Raw genomic sequence first — 18,918 nt, 5'->3', positions numbered from 1 at the left:
CTCCATACTAATCACCTCTAAACTTATTTAAGATATCTTTTATGATTTCATCAGGAACAAGATCTTTTAAACATCCTCCAAACTTTGCAACCTGCTTTATAGATGATGAACTAATAAAAGAATATTGGGAATTAGTCATCATAAAAACAGTTTCGATGCTGGGATCTAATTTGTTATTCATCAATGCCATTTGAAATTCATATTCAAAATCTGAAAGAGCTCTAAGGCCCTTAATGATAACATTTGATTGTTTTTCCTTCATATAGTTTACTAGTAATCCGTTAAAACTTTCTACTTTTACATTCTTATACGGTTTTACGACTTTTTTTATCAATTCTACTCTTTCTTCTGTGGTAAAAAGATTATTTTTATCTACATTGATAAGAACTGACACAATTACTTCATCAAATATTCTAGAGCTTCTTTCTATTATATCCAAGTGTCCTTTGGTAATAGGATCAAAGCTGCCAGGATAAACTGCAACTTTCATTATTGCTCCTCCTCGTACTTATAAAAACAAACAGTAGTGTTTCCGTATTTTCTCTTATTAGACAGCATTAATTCATTAATTCCTTCGTATATATCCTCAGAAGAATCAATCTTTGTTACTATAATTCCATCCTTATCTAAAAGCTGGTTTTTATAGATGAACTGGATTGCTTCCGGTATCATGTTTTTTAAATATGGAGGGTCTATAAAAATCACATCAAAAACCTTATTCATATTGCTGAATTTCTTCAGAGCAGAATAAGCATCTGTATTGTAGCTAAAACAGAAATCATTAAATTTTAGATGGTCAATATTCTGTTTTAAATAGGGATAGGTTGTAGAACTCTTATCAATAAGATGACATTCTTTTGCCCCTCTGCTTGCTGCTTCCAGCCCTAAGCTTCCTGTACCAGAAAACATGTCAAGTACTATTGCTTCAGGTATGTATCCCTGAATTATACTGAACATAGATTCCTTAACTCTGTCAAGAGTTGGTCTTGTTTCACTGGTAGGAGGTGAAAATAGCTTTCTTCCCTTTGCTTTTCCTGAAATTATTCTCATTTGAACTCTCCTTCACTGTCATATTTAAAATTTTAGCATAACTAATGGAAGTTTACAATTTTTTGTTGTTTAATTAAAGCAGATGTATTTGGAATTGATTTCTAAGTTATTTAGTATTTCAGTTTTGATTTTAACTTCTTCTGGTAATATGGAATTATATATGGTTTGTGCTTCCAAATTAGCAGCCTTTAATATATTAGCATCGTTTAATATATCAGCTATCATAAATCCACTATCACCATGTTGCCGTGTACCGAAAATTACTCCTGTACCTCTTAGTTTCATATCCTGCTCAGATATGAAGAAGCCGTCGCTGCTTTGTACCAATGTTTCCATTCTTTTTTTAGTAATATTATTTTTAGCATTAGCCAGCAGTATACAATAAGATTCGTATTCCCCTCTCCCTACTCTGCCTCTAAGCTGGTGAAGTTGTGAAAGTCCGAACCGCTCTGCATTTTCAATTATCATTACGCTGGCATTAGGAACATTTACTCCAACTTCAATAACTGTAGTAGAAATTAATATTTGAGTGGAGTTTTCTTTAAATCTATTCATTATACTTTCTTTTTCTTTAGGATTCATTTTCCCGTGGAGAATTTCAATATTGTAATGCTGAAAGAACTTTTCTTTCAACTCTTCGTATAAAGCTTCAACAGATTTAAGCTCTAATTTTTCATTATCTTCGATTAGAGGACATACAATATACACCTGCCTTCCTTTTTTCACCTCGGCTTCAGCGATATTATATGCACTACTTCTATGATTTAAGTCATAAAACAAAGTTTCAATTTTTTTTCTTCCTGGAGGAAGCTCATCTATAACTGAAATATCTAAATCATTGTATAGATATAATGCAAGAGTTCTGGGTATTGGAGTTGCAGTCATTACTAAAACATCTGCTTCTTCATTCTTATTTATCAACCGTCCCCTTTGATTTACACCAAAACGATGCTGCTCATCCGTAATTATTAAACCTAGATTAGAAAATACTACATCCTCTTCAATCAGAGCATGAGTACCTATTACTAGTGCAGGTTCATCTCTTTTCAGCATCTCTTTAATTCGTTTTTTTTCTGAGAGGCCAGTGCTTCCAGTTAATAGATAAACATTCATATTAAAGTTTTTGAAGAGTTTTTTACTTTCTTTATAATGCTGTTCTGCCAGTATTTCTGTGGGTGCCATAAAAGCAATCTGATAACCATTATAATATATATTTAAAGAAGCAATTAAGGCAACTATGGTTTTACCGCTTCCCACATCTCCTTGAACTAATCTATTCATAGGGTAATTTCTCTTTTCGTCTATAAGTATTTCCCTGACCACTCTCCTTTGGGCCTCTGTTAGAGCGTAGGGTAAACTTTCCTTGAAAAGTGATAACTCTTTAGTCATTGTAAAAGGGATTCCTTTTTTACTGTTTTTTAAATGATGTTTTATCATTATCAGTTTTAAAGAATATGAAAAAAGCTCTTGAAATTTTAACCTGTTCACAGCCCTTGATAGTTCCGTAGAATCCTTTGGAAAATGAATGTTTCTTATTGCAGTATCAAGAGGCATTAAATTGTACTTTTTTATTATTCCTTCAGTTAGATTTTCCCTGATTTTTATATTGTCCAGAACTCCATGAATGAGTTTGGATATAATTTTATTGCTTAATGCATCTTTTAGAGAATATTTCGCAATAATACCTTTTTCCTGAAGGAGATTTTTACTTATAATTGGATTTATAATTTCAAGATTATTTCCTATCCTTTTATATTTACCTAGAAGAAATAATTTTTCTCCCTGTCTATAAGCTTTTTTTATATAAGGCTGATTAAACCATTTTCCATATACTATATGATTATCCTGCTGAAACCTTAGAGTAGTTAATAATTTTCCGCTCTTTACTCTTATTTCTTTATCTACTCCCATGTATGTGCACTTTAGAACATATTTCTCATCCTCATTAAAATTTGACAAATCCATATCTTGATTAACGAATTCATAGTCTCTGGGAATGTATAAAAGCAAATCTAAAATTGTGTAAATACCACACTTTTTAAGAGAAGCGGCGGTTTTAGGTCCTACTCCTTTTAAATTTGAAATATCCATATTTATGTTCAATTCATCACCTCTAAATAAAAAAATCGCCTTAGGCGATTTTTTATTCTACAGAAATAATAAAATAATAAAGTGGCTGGTCGCCGTTATAGCTTTGTACATCTAAATCCGGATAATTTTCTAGCTTAGCACGAAGTTCTTCAGCTTTAGCTTCGTCGCATTCTTTACCATAAAATAAAGTAATCAATGCCGAATCTTCATTTACCATATGCTGAATTAACTCTTCAGTTACTTTATAAACGTCCTGTCCAACTTCTTTTATTTTACCTTCTAAAAGTCCTAAAATGTTTCCTTCTTTAATTTCTATTCCATCCATCTCAGTGTCTCTTACAGCGTAGGTTATAGAACCAGTAGCAACTGTGCTTATAACTTCATTCATTTCGTTAATATTATCCTGAAGTTCCGTCTCCGGATTAAACATAGTTAAGCAGGATACACCTTGAGGAATTGTTTTAGTTGGGATAACAACAATATTTTTTTCGCTTATTTCTGCTGCTTGCGTAGCTGCCATTATAATATTTTTGTTATTTGGAAGTATGAAAATATTTTCTGCATTTAGCTTATCTACACACTCTATAATATCCTGAGTGCTTGGATTCATAGTTTGGCCGCCTTCAATAACAAAGTCCACACCTAAATCCATAAATATCTTTTTAATCCCTTCACCGGAAGCTACTGAAATAAAACCGAATTTTTTAGGTTCTTCATTGGCTGCTTCTTCTGATGCATATTCTTTTTCTGCTTGGGAATCTTCTACAATAAGACTTCTATGTTCTTCTCTCATATTATCTATCTTTATCTTAGATAATTCTCCAAGGGCAACTGCTTTTGATAAAACTGTACCTGGATCATTGGTATGGATATGCACTTTTATTACATCTTCATATCCTACTACTATCATTGAATCTCCATACTGATTGATGGTATTTTTAAATTCTTCTGCTTTTGAGCTGTCGCCTAATATTATAAATTCAGTACAATAACCAAATTTAATATCATGATCTTGTAAATTGTGAGCAACAGAAACATTTCCTGATGCCTTGTGATATTCTTCTATTGTTGCTTTTATATCCTGATTTAATGCTTCGTACATTCCCTGAAGCAGAATAAAAAGCCCCATTCCACCAGAGTCAACTACTTTTGCTTTTTTTAAAGCTGGAAGCATTTCAGGAGTTTTATCCAATACAATTTTTGCATGAGTGCATACTTCTTCCATAAGCTCTGTCATATCAGTCTTAGTAGAAGCAACAGCACTTTCTCCAGCACCTCTAATCACTGTTAATATAGTTCCCTCTGTAGGCCTCATAACTGCTTTATATGCAGACTTTGCCCCTTCTGTTAAAGCTTGTGCAAATTCCTGGGCATTTACCTCTGTTTTATTTTCAAGTCCTTTAGAGATTCCTCTGAGTATTTGAGAAAGTATTACTCCTGAGTTACCTCTGGCCCCCATTAAAGCACCTTTAGCAAGAACTTTTGAAGCCTCACCAATAGATTTTATTCCCTTATTTTCTATTTCCTTTACCGCTGCTCTAAATGTCATTGACATATTTGTTCCTGTATCTCCATCTGGTACCGGGAACACATTCAGTGAGTTTACATATTCTTTTTGCTGTTCCAGCTTATTGTTAGCATGAACAACCATATTGTAAAACTGCTCACCATTTATCTTTAAGTATTCCATCTTCAACCTCCTAGACTCTCACCGCTTGAACATTCACTGTAATTGTTGATACTTTAAGTCCAGTGTAATTTTCAACGTTATATCTTACTTTTTGAATTATATTATTTGCAATAACGGAAATTTTAGTACCGTATTCTACCATAACGTATAGATTTATATATAACTCATTATTTTTAAAATTTACTTTTACACCTTTGCTTAAATTTTCAATTCTCATTAGTTCCCATAATCCTTCAGTGGCGCTTTTAGATACCATACCAACTACACCGTAACACTCCATAGTGGACAGACCTACTATTTTTGCAATTACTTCTTCTGAATAAGATATGTGGCCGTTGTCATTAGAAAATCCTAACATTTCTAAATCCTCCTTATTAACTGATATAGTCTATTCTATATTAATATCTGCATTAATTCAATAATTAACAAGTAAATTTAGTTTTTAAATTAATATAAAAGCACATTTTGCTTGCAAATTTTATGAAATCTGTGCTAAAATATAATTTGTCTTAAAGAGGAACTTATCTTCCGTAATCAAGGAGGTGTTTTTTAATATGTCAAGAAAGTGTGAAATATGCAACAAGGGTGTTGTATCTGGAGTTCAATACAGCCACTCACATCGTCAATCCAAGAGAACTTGGGTACCTAATATAAAGAAAGTTAAAGCAGTTGTTAATGGAACACCAAGAAGAGTCCATGTTTGTACAAGATGCTTACGTTCTGGAAAAGTTGAAAGAGCAATATAGCTAATAAAAAATGCAATTGAAAATACAATTGCATTTTTTATTTTATAGCTATTTTTTTAGTATAAACTTTATAATCTTCGATAAAAACCTCGGAAGCTTTATTGCAATTATCTTCATCCTACCCTCCACTGGAAATTACTTATGTTCTGCGAGATTCCAGCCAATGTATATTAAAACAGAACCTGCAATTATAATCCATCCCCAAAAGGGCATAAACACAGCTAGGAGTAGCCCAAGACCTACTGCAGCTACGGCAATTCCAATTTTATTTCGTATTTTACGGTTTAAGCCCATTTTAAATCACCTGTATCATGCTATGTAATATTATATGCCAAATACAGCTGTGGTGTGCTTTTTAATCCTTGGGAAGAATGACCATTAATATACCTTCTGTAAAGGTAATTTCCACCTCTGAATCATTTATTACGTTTGACACGGTGAAAGGGCTCCAGGGCTTCAGGTTATATCCCTTAAGAGGATATTTTACTCCTTTAAGGTTTATATTAGAAACTTCAGAGGAATAGGCCTGAAGTGAAATAAGTTTTCCTTGTTCACCTTTCAAAAATAAAGGCTTATCTATTAGAAATATTTCATTATTTTCATCCTTTATTACTGCTTTAACATTTCTATCTAAGCAGAGTTTCAAAAGTCCCAGATTCCCTAAAAGATGATCCACTCTGCTGCCTGTACATCCTAACATTATAATTTCGTCAGGATTTTGCTCTAAAGCTTTATATACACAAAGTTCTGTATCTGTATAATCTTTTTCAGCCGGAAATTTTTCTATTTTTACTTCATTCTGCTTAAATGCTGTTAATGCTTCCTGAGATATAGAATCTAGGTCTCCTATTAATATAGTAGGATTCAACCCGGCATTAAACAGGTATTCTCCGCCTTTATCTGCACAAATAACATAATCGCTTTCTCCGTATTCTTTAATAAGAGTTTCTTTCTCTGGCAGTTTTCCACCGCCTATAATTAGAATTTTCATTTTAGGCATTTCCTTTTAATACAGCAATATTTTTTTCCATTTCGTTATTTCTAAATACAGATGAACCGGCAACGAGAATTTCTGCACCAGCTTCCTTTATAGATTTGATATTTGTTTCATCTACTCCGCCGTCCACTTCAATTAAGGCACTGCTATGAGTTTCTTTAATAAGCTCTTTGAGCTCTATGATTTTTGAAGTAGTATATTCAATATACTTTTGACCTCCAAATCCAGGGTTTACAGACATAATTAATACTAAGTCTAAATTAGGTAGTATGTATCTTAAAGATGACACAGGTGTAGCAGGATTAAGCGCAACTCCTGCTTTAATACCAAAGCTTTTAATATAATTTACTGCTCTGTCAAGATGTTTTTCTGCCTCATAATGTATAGTAATTAAATCTGCCCCTGCTTTTACAAAATCTTCAATATACCTTGAAGGCTCGGTAATCATTAAGTGTACATCAAAAGTAAGTTTAGTCATATCTCTAATTGACTTTATAACAGGAATTCCGAAGGAGATATTAGGAACAAAATGCCCATCCATTACATCGATATGGAGCAAATCTGCTCCTCCTTGCTCTAATCTTTTGATATCAGCGCCAAGCTGAGAAAAATCTGCTGAAAGAATAGAAGGTGCTATTTTTACCATCTATTATTCCTCCTTTCACTTATTTCTTGTAAATATTTTATATAAAAATCATATCTTTGTTTAGTTATTTTACCATTATCTACAGCTTCTCTAACCTTGCAACCCGGTTCTTTGTAATGAATACATCCTCTAAATTTGCAGTGGGTATCAAAATCATTAAATTCAGGAAAATAATTTTTAAGTTCGTCTTTTTGTATATAGTTTAATTCTAAGGTTGAAAATCCAGGGGTATCCACTACTAAACCGGAATGTACTTCGATGAGTTCACTATGCCTCGTAGTATGTTTCCCTCTGCCGATCTTTTCACTAATACTTCCTGTTTCCATATGATTTTTCCCTAAAAGTTTATTTAAGAGTGTTGATTTGCCAGCACCAGAAGGTCCGCACAAGACAGTAATATTATCAGTTAGCCTGCTAACCAGTCTGTTGACTCCTATACCGCTCTTTGCGTTAAGATATTCTATTTTATAACCGGTTCCCTTAAAGGTTTCGTGAATCTTTTCTTTTTCAAATTCATCTACTAGATCAATTTTATTAAAGCATATAACTGGAGTGATATTCTTATGTTCACATTGAATGAGGAATTTATTTAATAGCTCAAAGTTTAAGTCGGGATTTTTTAAAGCAAAAACAACAAAAGCTTGTGTTACATTTGCTACTTGAGGCCTAAACAGTTCTGAGGTTCTGGGTAAAATCTTTTCAATAACCCCTTTTCCCTTCGCTATTGATATTTCAACCTTATCCCCCACCATAGGGGGAGTTTCCAAATACCTGAATTTACCTCTAGCTTTACATTCCACAACTTCGTTTTCAGTTTTAATATAATAAAATCCGCCTATACCTTTTATAATTATTCCCTGCATAGTACCTCCATTAAATAAGTATATACTTTATAGTATACTTTTTTTGTGTTTCAATGCAATATAAAAGTATCGGCTGAACCGATACTTTTATATTATTGTTCTTTAAACTCTATTATTAATTCTCCGTTTTCTTCAACGGTTTCTGTGAAATTCACTATGACGTCTTTTTTTGATGGTTTTTCATTTTTAAGTCCTTTATAGGATACTTTTAGATTATACTCTTTAACTAACTTGTTAAGATTAGCCTCGGCTTCTTCAAATTTTTGATTTTTAGATATATATGCTCCAACATTTACTGTTTTTGGAGTATATTTGCCGATAGATACATCTACAGAAGTACCTTTCTCCACTTTATCATTAACCTTTTTATCCTGATATATTATTTTTCCGTCTTCTTCCTTATTATCAGTAGCTTTTGTACTTACATTGCCTAATTTAAGATTATAGGATTCCAGTAGATCCTTAGCCTGAGATTGAGTTAGCTTTATAAGAGACGGCACTGTAACAAAAACCACTTCTTTGCCTTTGCTAACGACTAAATCTATTTTACTGTCTTTTTTTACTTCTTTACCAGCAGAAGGTGATTGTCTTATAACCACATCTTTAGCAATATCATCGCTATATTCATAAGTAACTTCTCCAAGCTCTAAATTAGCAACTTTTAATATCTGTTTAGCTGCATTGATATCTAACTTTTCCAGTTCAGGCGCCTTGATCATAGGCGCTCCTCCGCTAATTACGACTGTAACCGTGGAATTTCTCTTCACTTCAGTATTAACATCAGGGTTAGCAGAAATTACTGTACCTTCTGGTTCATCACTTTTAATAGTATCCATTATGGTCATATTTAATCCTAGATCTTTAAGTTTCCCTTCAGCGTCATCTTTATTCATACCTATTATTTGCGGAACCTTAATATTTTCAGGAGGTTTAGGTTTAGCACCCCTTAAAGTTAACGATGCAGCTAAAACACCTAAAGAAACCATTAATAGAGCTAGAAGCGTTAATAATATAATTGTTTTTCTTTTCTTTTTTGGTGATTTTTCTTCTTCATCATCTTCATCATCTTCGTCTTTTTCTTTAGCTTTCTTAGAATTCTGAGGATTTACAGGTGCCATAATCCTTGTATGATCATCATCAAAGCTGTTATTAACCACACTAAAGTTCACATCATTTTTTATTTTCACTAAATCATTTAATAGGTCTCTGACGCTTTGATATCTCTTTATAGGTTCTTTTTCCATAGCTTTTAAGATTAAATCATTTAAGACATCGGGAATTTCAGGAGTATATTTATTTGGTGGTACTACCTCCTCCTGAATATGTTTTAATGCTATTGAAACTGCGTTATCTGCATCAAAGGGAATCTTTCCTGTAACCATTTCATAAATCACTACACCTAAGGAGTATATATCTGTTCTTTCGTCTACATAAGACCCCTTCGCCTGCTCAGGTGAAAAGTAATGTGCTGAACCTAAAACTGCAGTTGTATGTGCAACTGTACTTGAAGATACTGATTTAGCTATTCCGAAGTCAGAAACCTTAACGATTCCCTCCTCAGTAATAAGAATATTCTGAGGCTTTACATCTCTGTGTATTATATTGCTTTTATGGGCACATTCAAGAGCTTTTGCAATTTGAATTGCAATTTCCACAGCAGGCTTGCTCTGTATCTTACCCTGTTCTTTTATAATCTGTTTTAATGTCTTGCCTTTTACATACTCCATAATGATATAGTGAATATCATCCTGAGTACCTACATCATACACTCCAATAATATTATTATGGCTCAAGTTAGCAATTGCAGTAGCTTCTTTTTTAAATTTATCAACGATTTCGTCATTAGAGGAGAATTCTTTTTTTAATATTTTAACAGCATTGAATCTATTAAGCTTAAGGCATTTGGCTTTATAAACTTCTGCCATTCCGCCTTCCCCTATCTTTTCAATTAGTTCATATCTATCACCGAGTATTTTCCCTATCATAATTAATCCTCTCCTCCGACTATCACTACAGATATATTATCTCTTCCGCCACGTTGTTTAGCTAAGTCAATAAGTTTTTCACAGCTTTCCTTAACATTGCTGGAAGACTTGACTATATGGTATATCTCCTCTTTATCTACTTCGTTGGAAAGTCCATCTGTACATAAAATTATATATTCATATTCTCTTTTACTCAAATCATATAAATCTACTTCTAATTCTTTATATATTCCTACAGATCTAGTAATATAGTTTTTGTTAGGATGGTGTAAAGCCTGTTCTTCAGTAATGGAGCCTTCGTCCAGCAGTTCCTGAACTAAAGAATGATCTCTGGTTATTTTGGTAATACCTGTACTATCAACTAAGTAGCAGCCGCTGTCTCCAACATTTGCTATATGAAGTATATCCTTAGATATAAAGCATGCTGTAACAGTGGTTCCCATTCCATTACAATCCTCAATCTTACAGGAATATTCATGAACTTCTTTATTTGCTTCTTTAAATGATTTTACTAAAATTTCCTCTATGTTATATTTGTCAATATTATCCTTAATGAATTTCAAAATAGTTTCTACAGCCATTTTACTTGCTATTTCACCAGCATTATGTCCACCCATACCATCTGCAATAACAAATAATTTATACTTATCATTTATCTCATAATCAATATAGTCTTCATTCAAACTTCTTACATTACCGATATCAGTTAATAATCCCACCACTTAAAACACCCCTATTCATACCTTTGAGATTCAATGTAACTTCTCCTTAGCTGACCGCAAGCAGCATTGATATCTGAACCCATCTCTCGTCTAATGGTAGCTTCAATACCATTGTTTTTCAAGATGGTTAAAAATTTATCTACTGATTTTAAGCTTGATTTCTTAAATACTTTTTCTTTTATTTCATTTATAGGTATTAAATTCACATGACAGAGAATATTTTTTAGTAAGCTAGAAAGTTTTTCAGCTTCTTCTGCCGAATCATTAACGTCTTTTACTAAAGCATATTCAAAGGTAATACGCCTGTTAGTAATCTTGGTATAATAATTACATGCATCTAATAAATCTTTTATAGTATATTTATTTGCAATAGGCATTATTTCTTTTCTCTTTACATCATCCACTGCATGAAGAGAGATTGCAAGAGTTATTTGGTACTTCATATCCGCCAGCTCATAAATCTTTGGAACTATTCCGCAGGTAGATAAGGTAATATGTCTCTGACCTATATTGAGTCCTTCTGATGAAGTAACTAAATCAATAAATTTAATTACGTTATGGAAATTATCCATAGGTTCTCCGCTTCCCATCAATACAACATTTGAAATACGTTCTCTTATCACGCTTTCAGCAAGTAGAATCTGTGATAATATTTCACCTGAGGTTAAATCCCTAATTCTTCCTTCTATAGTAGATGCACAAAATTTACATCCCATTCTACAGCCAACTTGAGTAGAAACGCATATAGAATTTCCATATTGATATTTCATCACTACACATTCAACTATGTTGCCATCTTTATAAGCCGCAAGCAGTTTTATTGTCCCGTCTTTTGAAGTATATTTTTCAATAAGTTTTGGAATGCCAATATAAAAGTAGTCATTTAATTTATATATAGTGCCTGTATTTATATTTTTCATATCTTTAAAATCCCAGATCCCTTTATATAACCAATCAAAAACCTGCTTTGCTCTAAAAGCATTTTCGTTATTGGAAATCATCCATTCTTTTAGTTCTTTTAAAGATAAATCAAGTATATTCTGCATTATTAACACCCACTAGTTTTAATCAATTTAGCTATAAAGAATCCATCCATATACTTATTAGGAAGTATTGTAATGTATCCTTCTTCATGGTAGATTATGTTATCAGCTTTTCCTATAAAAATAGGTTCTAACTTCATATTGGGAAACTTTTTCAACAGCCATTTTATATTATGTTCATTTTCGCTTTTATTTAACGTACAGGTAGAATAAAGAAGTGTGCCATTTTCCTTTAAATATAAAATAGCATTATTAATAATGGCTTTTTGTGTTTCCACTAAGCTTTTGAATTGATGAAAGGTCTTATTCCACTTAATTTCCGGCTTTTTTCTTATAATACCAATTCCGGAGCAAGGAACGTCTATAAGTATTTTATCAGCTGTATTAATAAATTCTTTTTTCAGTTTAGCGGCATCCATTTTTGCCAACTTTATATTGCTAATACCAAGTCTTTCAGCATTATCCTTAATAAGATTCAACTTACCTTCATGTATATCGAAAGCCAATAATGTACCTTTGTTTTCCATCAATTCTGAAATGTGAGTGGATTTTCCTCCAGGAGCTGAGCATAAATCCATGATTAAATCATTACTGTCAGGATTAATCAATGGTGCAACAAGCATTGCACTTTCATCCTGCACAGTTATATACCCATCTATAAATAAGGGGTTTGATTCTATGCTTCTTCCCTTGATTATTCTGATAGCATCAGGAGAAATCTCACCACTTTCTACATCGTAATCAAAATCTTCAAGCTTATTAAAAGCATCCTGAAAATTTGTTTTTAATGTGTTAACCCTTACTGTTATGTTTGGGTTTTGATTTAAGCCGCTAAGGATAGATTCAGCTGTCTCTCTTCCGTATTGTGTTAAAAACAGCTTAACCATCCAGGGCTCAAAGGAGTAATTAAAGCAAAGTGAATCTAAATCACTTTTTGGTATATACTTAAGCCGCTTTCTTAAGTGGTTTCTTAAAATACCATTAACCAGTTTATGGAGACCTGGAAAACTTTTTTTTGATAAATTTACCGCTTCATTTACTACAGCATATTCAGGTATTTTATCTAAATATATTAATTGATAAAAAGAAACTCTAAGTATATTTAAAATATGTTTTTCTACAGAACTTATATTCTTTGATAAGTAAAGGCTCATGGTATTATCAATGGAATACTTATATTTAATAGTTCCATAAACCAATTCTGTTACTAATGCTTTATCTTGAGAATTAAGCTCGGAATTTTTTAATTCTTTTCCTAATATAATGTTTGAGTAAGCACCATTATATAAAATTTCATCTAATATATGCACTGCTAGTTCTCTTGCTTCCATGGTACCCCCTAATCTCTATTTCTGTTGCTTAACGCTATCAATCTAAATAACTGAGAAATAGCCATAAGAGTCGCAGCTACATATGTCATTGCTGCTGCATTTAAGACTTTTTTTGCAGAAATTACCTCATCATTTACAAGTATGCTTCTATCCGCTAAGATTCTTATAGCACGCTTTGATGCGTCGAATTCAACGGGAAGTGTAATAAGCTGAAATAATACTACCCCGGAAAAAAGTAGAATTCCGAAGGTTGTTAAAGATGGATAACCCAATATTATTCCAAGAAAAAATAACATCCATGAAAAATTAGATCCTATATTAGCTAAAGGAACGATAGTATTTCTAAGGACTAAAGGAGTGTATGACTCTTTATGCTGAATTGCATGACCTACTTCGTGTGCAGCAACTCCAATAGATGCAACGGAAGTACTGTGAAATACACTTTGTGAAAGTCTTAAAACTCTATTGCGGGGATCATAGTGGTCAGTTAAATTTCCACTGACCTGTTCTATACTTATATCTTGCAAACCGGATTCATTGAGAAGCATTCTAGCCACTTCTGCAGCAGTATATCCTTTGGTGCTATGAACTCTTGAATACTTGTTAAAAGTTGAGGATATTTTTGTTTGAGCCCACAAAGATATCAAAAGTGCAGGAATTAATATAATCATCGTTTCGTCTAAATAACCATACATAACTAATTCTCCTCTCCTAATATCATGTTTATTTCAATGTCATTTCCGTTCAAGTACTCACTAACATTTAAGGGCTTAGAATTTGGAAATTGTAACTTTTTAATCAGCAATGTTCCTTTTCCAGTTGATACTTCAATCCCCTTTTTAGAGACTTTTAAAATTTTCCCGGTTCAAAAGTCACTTCAGTATTAACAATTTCACTTTGGTGTATTTTCATAGTTTTATTTTTGTAATATGTGTATGCTACTGGCCATGGATTAAGACCACGAATTAAATTGTGTATATCTTCAGCTGTGTCTCCCCAATGGATTTTTGCAATTTTTTTATCCAGCATTGGCGCATAACAACTTAGATTATTATCCTGTTTAACCGGAGAAATTGTTCCGTTACTTAATCCTTCTAAGGTTTCAATTAAAAGGGAAGCGCCGCTTTCTCTCAATAGATCATGCAGTTCCCCTGCTGTGATATCATCATTTAAATCAATCTTCTCAGAGAGAAGCATGTCTCCAGTATCTAATCCTGTATCCATAAGCATTGTAGTGTTTCCAGTTACTTTTTCACCTTTTATTATACACCAATTCAAAGGTGCTGCACCTCTATATTTGGGAAGAAGAGATGCATGAAGGTTTACACAACCAAACTTAGGTATAGATAGAATTTCTTCAGGTAAGATCTGACCAAAAGCCACAACTACTATAAAATCAGGATTATATTCTTTAATTAAATCTACGATTTTAAGGTTGTTTTTTAATTTTTCAGGCTGTATCACAGGCAAATTATTTTTTAATGCAAGCTCCTTTACCGGTGACATAGTCAGCTTATTCCCTCTGCCTTTAGGTCTATCCGGTTGTGTAAAAACACATTGAACTTCATGGCTTTCAATTAGTGCCTGTAAAGCTGGGACCGCAAAATCAGGAGTTCCCATAAATATAATATTCATAGTGCATCACCCTTATTTATTATTATTTGTCTTGTCTATAAATAAAATTCCATATAAATGATCATTCTCATGACAGATTGCTCTTGCAAATAATTCTTCAGCTTCCAGTACGAACTCTTCTCCATTTTCATTTAATGCTTTAACTTTTACTTTAAAGGGTCTTTCTACTTCCCCCTGTTGATTAGGTATGCTTAAGCAGCCTTCCACATCAATTTGTGATCCGCTGGTCTCTAAAATTTCAGGATTAATGAACACTTTAGGTCCTTCACCCACATCAATTACAAATATCTTTTTGAGTATACCTACCTGTGGGGCAGCTAAACCAACTCCATCAGCTTCATACATGGTATCAATCATGTCCTTAATTAAAGTGCGTATTCTATCATTTATTTTATCAACATTTTTGCTTTTTTTTCTTAAAACATCATCACCAATTACTCTAATATTTCTTAATGCCATAAAAAATGTTCCTCCTAAATTATAATAAACTGTTTGGATTAATATCTATATTTATTCTTATATCACTATATACATCCTTTATCAAGTCATATACTCTATTTTTAATTAAAGCCGCTTTGTGGTTATCTATTATACCTTTAATCAAAATCTGCCATCTATACATACTCTTTATTTTGGAAATAATGCATGGTGAAGGCCCTAATATTTCATATTGACCATCCTTAAATTCCTCTTTTAGATTTATACCTATATCGTTAATTTTCTTTATAAGTAAATTTTCATTTTCAGAGCTTAAATTAATAGATAGAATTCTTGAAAAAGGAGGATTATTCATAGCCTTTCTAATTTTAATTTCACTGTCAAAAAAAGAATCGTAATCATAACTTTTTGCAAACTGCAGACTGTAATGGTGGGGGCTGTAGGTTTGCACTATTACCTTGCCCGGTTTCTTTCTTCTTCCTGCTCTGCCAGCAACCTGTGTTATAAGCTGGAATGTTTTTTCAGCTGAACGATAATCCGGAAGATTTAAAGATAAGTCAGCAGATATCACTCCAACTAATGTTACATTTGCAAAATCCAATCCTTTTGCTATCATCTGGGTTCCTAAGAGTATATCAGCTTCTCCTTTTTTGAATGTGTTGTATATATCTTCGTAAGAATTCTTCTTTCTGGTAGTATCAAAATCCATTCGAAGGGTTCTTGCATCAGGGAAAACTTTCTTTATTTCATTTTCAAGCTTTTCGGTTCCGATGCCAAAGTACTTCACATATTTGCTTTTGCACTGAGGGCAGATATTACTTGATCTTTCTCTATGACCACAGTAATGACAAACTAAATTTCCATTATTGTGATAGGTTAATGAAATATCACAGTTAGGGCATTTAAATACATAACCGCATTTTCTACAGGATACAAAAGTTGAGTATCCTCTCCTATTTAAAAATAGTATAATCTGCTCTTTTTTATTTAGTCGCAAATTTATATCCTCAACAAGCTGCCTGCTGAACATAGATCTATTGTTATTAGCAAGTTCTTCTCTCATATCTATCAATGTTATTAAAGGCAGACTAGCACCATCTACTCTATTTTTCAAATTAATGAGGTTTATGCTGTTATTAAATGTTTCAAAATAGGTTTCAATACTAGGAGTTGCTGAACCTAACACTACTTTACATCCCTTTTCTTTGCTTAAATACCTTGCAACATCTCTTACATGATATTTAGGATCGCTATCTGACTTATAGCTATTTTCATGTTCTTCATCTATAACTATAAGCCCTAAATCCGAAAAAGGCAGAAAAATAGCTGAACGGGCTCCTATTGCTAATTTAACCTTACCCTGTTTAACTCTAAACCATTCATCATATCTCTCTCCATCAGAAAGCTTACTATGAAAAATAGCTATATCTTTTCCAAATCGTCCTTTAAATCTTTCAACCATTTGAGGGGTAAGAGATATTTCCGGAACTAAAACTATAGAACTTTTTTTCTTACTCATATAATGTTCAACTAAATTCATATATACTTCAGTTTTACCGCTGCCGGTTATACCATTTATAAGAAAAATCCTCGAATTGCTGTTAATAACAGTATTTACAGCTGATTGCTGCTCAGTGTTTAATACTTTCTTTTCGTAATTTTCATATTCTCTTACATTATATCTGTTTACTATTTCATCGGAAGTTGATAAATACCCATGTTTAATTAGTGTATTTACTGGGCTTACAGATATGCTCAGCTTTTCGATTAACTCATTCTTATTAAATATCCCCTGATTGTTTTTAACTGTTTCGTATATCTCTTTATATGGAGATTTAATGTATTTGTCCTTTAATTCCTCCGAAGTATATAAAACAGTTTTTGTTTTTCTTTTGGCACCACTGATTATACCTGGAGGCAAAAATAATTTTAATGCCTCTAGGTAAGTTGAAAGATAATTTATTTTTATATATTCAATTAAACTTATATCATTTAATGTAAAGAGTTGAGTCTTTTCTTTTATTGAATGAATTTCTTTTATATTTTTAACATCGGATTCAAGACTATCCATTAAGTTGTATACAAACCCTAATATAAGCTTGTTAGATTTACCAAATGGAATTTTTATGATCTGTCCTATTTGAATATCCAGTTCAAGCTCTTTAGGAACCTTATAATAGAATATTTTATCCAATAGAATAGATTCATTATTAACAACTATTCCTGCAAACATTCAGTTCACACCCTTTATAAAATAAAAAAGCGCATTAGCGCTCTTTCATGATAAAATCAAAAAGATTTCTAGCAATATCTCTTTTATTCATTTTATCCAGCGTTATTGTCTCACTCGTTTTTGAAATGATAGTAACTCTGTTACTGTCAGATTTAAAACCTCCGTCCTTTTGAGTGATATCATTAGCAACGATATAATCGAGATTTTTTCTAAGAAGTTTATCTTTAGCATTATAAATTATATCACTGCTTTCTGCAGCAAATCCAACTAATACTTGATTTTGTTTTTTTTCTCCAAGTAGTTTAAGTATATCTGTATCTTTTAATAGTTCTAAATTAAGAGTATTGGAGCTTTTTTTAATTTTTTCTAAGCTATATTCTTTAATTTTATAATCAGATACAGCTGCGCTTTTTATAACTATATCCATATCTCCGTAAATATTAATTACTTCGTTAAGCATTTCGTTATTAGTAACTACATTAATAACTTTTATATTTCCAGGAGGTTTAATATTAGTAGGACCAGTTATTAATGTAACCTCCGCTCCTCTATCTCTTGCCTCTTTAGCAATGGCATAACCCATTTTACCGCTTGAATGATTGGTTATATATCTAACAGGATCTATAGGTGCCTGAGTCGGTCCTGCTGTGATAAGCACTTTTTTACCCACAAGATCTTTGGGGGTATATAAAAATGAATCTACAATTTCTACTATAGCTTCAGTATCTTCTAATTTTCCTTTACCTACATCTCCGCATGCCAATCTTCCACTTGCAGGCTCAATGAATTTATAATTAAACTGTTTAAGCTTATTAATATTCTGTTGAACAATAGGATTGGCATACATTTGTGTATTCATTGCCGAAGCAAAAATAACTGGAGCTTTAGTAGCCATGATTGTAGTAGATAGCATATCATCAGCAATTCCGTTTGCAACTTTGCCAATAATATTGGCAGTTGCAGGTACTACAAGTATTAAGTCTGCTTTCTGAGCTAATGATATATGCTGTATTTCCCAGGCTTTAGGCTCTTCAAACATATCTGTTATCACCATATTTTGGCTAAGAGATTGAAAGCTTAAAGGGGTTACAAATTCACATGCTGCTTTAGTCATTATAACATGGGTTTCATAACCTAGTTTCTTCAATTTGCTTATAACATCTAATGCTTTATATGCAGCAATGCCTCCAGTAACTCCTACTACAATACATTTGTTATTCATTATTATTTAAAACCCTCTTTCAATGCCTCGTAGCTTATACAACCTTGATTAACTTCATTTATTGCAATGGTTAAAGCTTTATTTGATTTAATGTCAGCAAGTTTATCCTCTCCGTCGATTATTTGCCTTGCTCTTTTTGATGTTACAATAACTAATGAATATCTATTATCAACCTTATCTAGTAAGTCAACTATAGATGGGTTTATCATAGAATTTATCATTCTAA

The 18,918-nt window shown here is 32.4% G+C and carries 19 protein-coding genes and 1 pseudogene; 1 reads left to right on the top strand and 19 read right to left on the bottom strand.

Annotation, left to right across the window (positions count from 1 at the left end):
* Window positions 1-7 precede the first annotated feature (7 nt).
* The 5 genes from coaD to TA89_RS05735 all read right to left on the bottom strand — a co-directional run bounded on the left by coaD (window position 8) and on the right by TA89_RS05735 (window position 5,189).
* On the bottom strand, window positions 8-490 hold the full coding sequence (gene coaD / locus TA89_RS05755; protein ID WP_040211664.1) for a pantetheine-phosphate adenylyltransferase: 483 nt from the start codon (window positions 488-490) through the stop codon (window positions 8-10).
* Window positions 490-1,050, bottom strand: coding sequence for a 16S rRNA (guanine(966)-N(2))-methyltransferase RsmD (rsmD, locus tag TA89_RS05750; RefSeq protein WP_040211662.1), 561 nt, complete (start codon window positions 1,048-1,050; stop codon window positions 490-492). Before rsmD ends, coaD begins: the two co-directional genes overlap by 1 nt.
* A 69-nt stretch (window positions 1,051-1,119) precedes the next feature.
* Window positions 1,120-3,153, bottom strand: coding sequence for an ATP-dependent DNA helicase RecG (gene recG, locus TA89_RS05745; protein WP_040211660.1), 2,034 nt, complete (start codon window positions 3,151-3,153; stop codon window positions 1,120-1,122).
* Between the two features lie 40 nt (window positions 3,154-3,193).
* Window positions 3,194-4,831, bottom strand: coding sequence for a DAK2 domain-containing protein (locus tag TA89_RS05740; RefSeq protein WP_040211659.1), 1,638 nt, complete (start codon window positions 4,829-4,831; stop codon window positions 3,194-3,196).
* Window positions 4,832-4,841: 10 nt separating this feature from the next.
* Entirely contained in the window at window positions 4,842-5,189 is a 348-nt protein-coding gene (locus TA89_RS05735; protein WP_040211657.1) for an Asp23/Gls24 family envelope stress response protein, read from the bottom strand.
* 196 nt (window positions 5,190-5,385) lie between these two features.
* Between TA89_RS05735 and rpmB the strand changes: the two genes are divergently transcribed.
* On the top strand, window positions 5,386-5,577 hold the full coding sequence (gene rpmB / locus TA89_RS05730; protein ID WP_040211655.1) for a 50S ribosomal protein L28: 192 nt from the start codon (window positions 5,386-5,388) through the stop codon (window positions 5,575-5,577).
* 135 nt (window positions 5,578-5,712) lie between these two features.
* On the opposite strand, the gene TA89_RS18545 is transcribed toward rpmB, so the two are convergent.
* The 14 genes and pseudogenes from TA89_RS18545 to rpoZ all read right to left on the bottom strand — a co-directional run bounded on the left by TA89_RS18545 (window position 5,713) and on the right by rpoZ (window position 18,913).
* Window positions 5,713-5,871 (bottom strand): hypothetical protein, encoded by a 159-nt coding sequence (locus TA89_RS18545; RefSeq protein WP_187119269.1) that lies wholly within the window; start codon window positions 5,869-5,871, stop codon window positions 5,713-5,715.
* 61 nt (window positions 5,872-5,932) lie between these two features.
* Complete coding sequence (locus TA89_RS05725; RefSeq protein ID WP_040211653.1) at window positions 5,933-6,568, bottom strand: thiamine diphosphokinase; 636 nt, start codon at window positions 6,566-6,568, stop codon at window positions 5,933-5,935.
* A 1-nt stretch (window position 6,569) separates the two neighbouring features.
* Window positions 6,570-7,220 carry a ribulose-phosphate 3-epimerase gene (rpe, locus tag TA89_RS05720; protein WP_040211651.1) on the bottom strand — a complete coding sequence of 217 codons (651 nt, stop codon included), beginning with the start codon at window positions 7,218-7,220 and terminating at the stop codon, window positions 6,570-6,572.
* Entirely contained in the window at window positions 7,214-8,083 is an 870-nt protein-coding gene (gene rsgA / locus TA89_RS05715; protein ID WP_040211649.1) for a ribosome small subunit-dependent GTPase A, read from the bottom strand. The genes rpe and rsgA overlap by 7 nt, the downstream gene beginning before the upstream one ends.
* Window positions 8,084-8,175: 92 nt before the next feature.
* Entirely contained in the window at window positions 8,176-10,068 is a 1,893-nt protein-coding gene (pknB, locus tag TA89_RS05710; RefSeq protein ID WP_052447338.1) for a Stk1 family PASTA domain-containing Ser/Thr kinase, read from the bottom strand.
* A 2-nt stretch (window positions 10,069-10,070) separates the two neighbouring features.
* Window positions 10,071-10,790, bottom strand: coding sequence for a Stp1/IreP family PP2C-type Ser/Thr phosphatase (locus TA89_RS05705; protein WP_040211647.1), 720 nt, complete (start codon window positions 10,788-10,790; stop codon window positions 10,071-10,073).
* A gap of 11 nt (window positions 10,791-10,801) precedes the next feature.
* Window positions 10,802-11,836 (bottom strand): dual-specificity RNA methyltransferase RlmN, encoded by a 1,035-nt coding sequence (gene rlmN, locus TA89_RS05700; protein WP_040211645.1) that lies wholly within the window; start codon window positions 11,834-11,836, stop codon window positions 10,802-10,804.
* Between the two features lie 2 nt (window positions 11,837-11,838).
* Window positions 11,839-13,164: a 16S rRNA (cytosine(967)-C(5))-methyltransferase RsmB gene (gene rsmB / locus TA89_RS05695; RefSeq protein ID WP_040211643.1), complete on the bottom strand. Its 1,326-nt coding sequence runs from the start codon at window positions 13,162-13,164 to the stop codon at window positions 11,839-11,841.
* An 8-nt stretch (window positions 13,165-13,172) separates the two neighbouring features.
* A complete protein-coding gene (locus TA89_RS05690; RefSeq protein ID WP_040211641.1) occupies window positions 13,173-13,859 on the bottom strand; it encodes a zinc metallopeptidase in 687 nt (228 codons plus the stop codon).
* Window positions 13,860-13,861: 2 nt separating this feature from the next.
* Window positions 13,862-14,799 (bottom strand): annotated as a pseudogene (fmt, locus tag TA89_RS05685) (methionyl-tRNA formyltransferase).
* 12 nt (window positions 14,800-14,811) lie between these two features.
* Window positions 14,812-15,258 carry a peptide deformylase gene (gene def, locus TA89_RS05680; protein WP_040211639.1) on the bottom strand — a complete coding sequence of 149 codons (447 nt, stop codon included), beginning with the start codon at window positions 15,256-15,258 and terminating at the stop codon, window positions 14,812-14,814.
* Between the two features lie 19 nt (window positions 15,259-15,277).
* Complete coding sequence (gene priA / locus TA89_RS05675; protein WP_040211637.1) at window positions 15,278-17,470, bottom strand: primosomal protein N'; 2,193 nt, start codon at window positions 17,468-17,470, stop codon at window positions 15,278-15,280.
* A gap of 34 nt (window positions 17,471-17,504) precedes the next feature.
* On the bottom strand, window positions 17,505-18,695 hold the full coding sequence (gene coaBC, locus TA89_RS05670; RefSeq protein WP_040211635.1) for a bifunctional phosphopantothenoylcysteine decarboxylase/phosphopantothenate--cysteine ligase CoaBC: 1,191 nt from the start codon (window positions 18,693-18,695) through the stop codon (window positions 17,505-17,507).
* Window positions 18,695-18,913, bottom strand: a complete 219-nt coding sequence (gene rpoZ / locus TA89_RS05665) for a DNA-directed RNA polymerase subunit omega (RefSeq protein WP_040211633.1) — start codon at window positions 18,911-18,913, stop codon at window positions 18,695-18,697. The genes coaBC and rpoZ overlap by 1 nt, the downstream gene beginning before the upstream one ends.
* Between the last annotated feature and the right edge of the window lie 5 nt (window positions 18,914-18,918).

It is taken from the genome of Clostridium polynesiense (assembly GCF_000820705.1).
Taxonomy (GTDB): Bacteria; Bacillota; Clostridia; order Clostridiales; family Clostridiaceae; genus Clostridium_AA; species Clostridium_AA polynesiense.
Note: the sequence above shows the minus strand (reverse complement) of the source record. Positions and strands in the feature narration are given on the sequence as shown.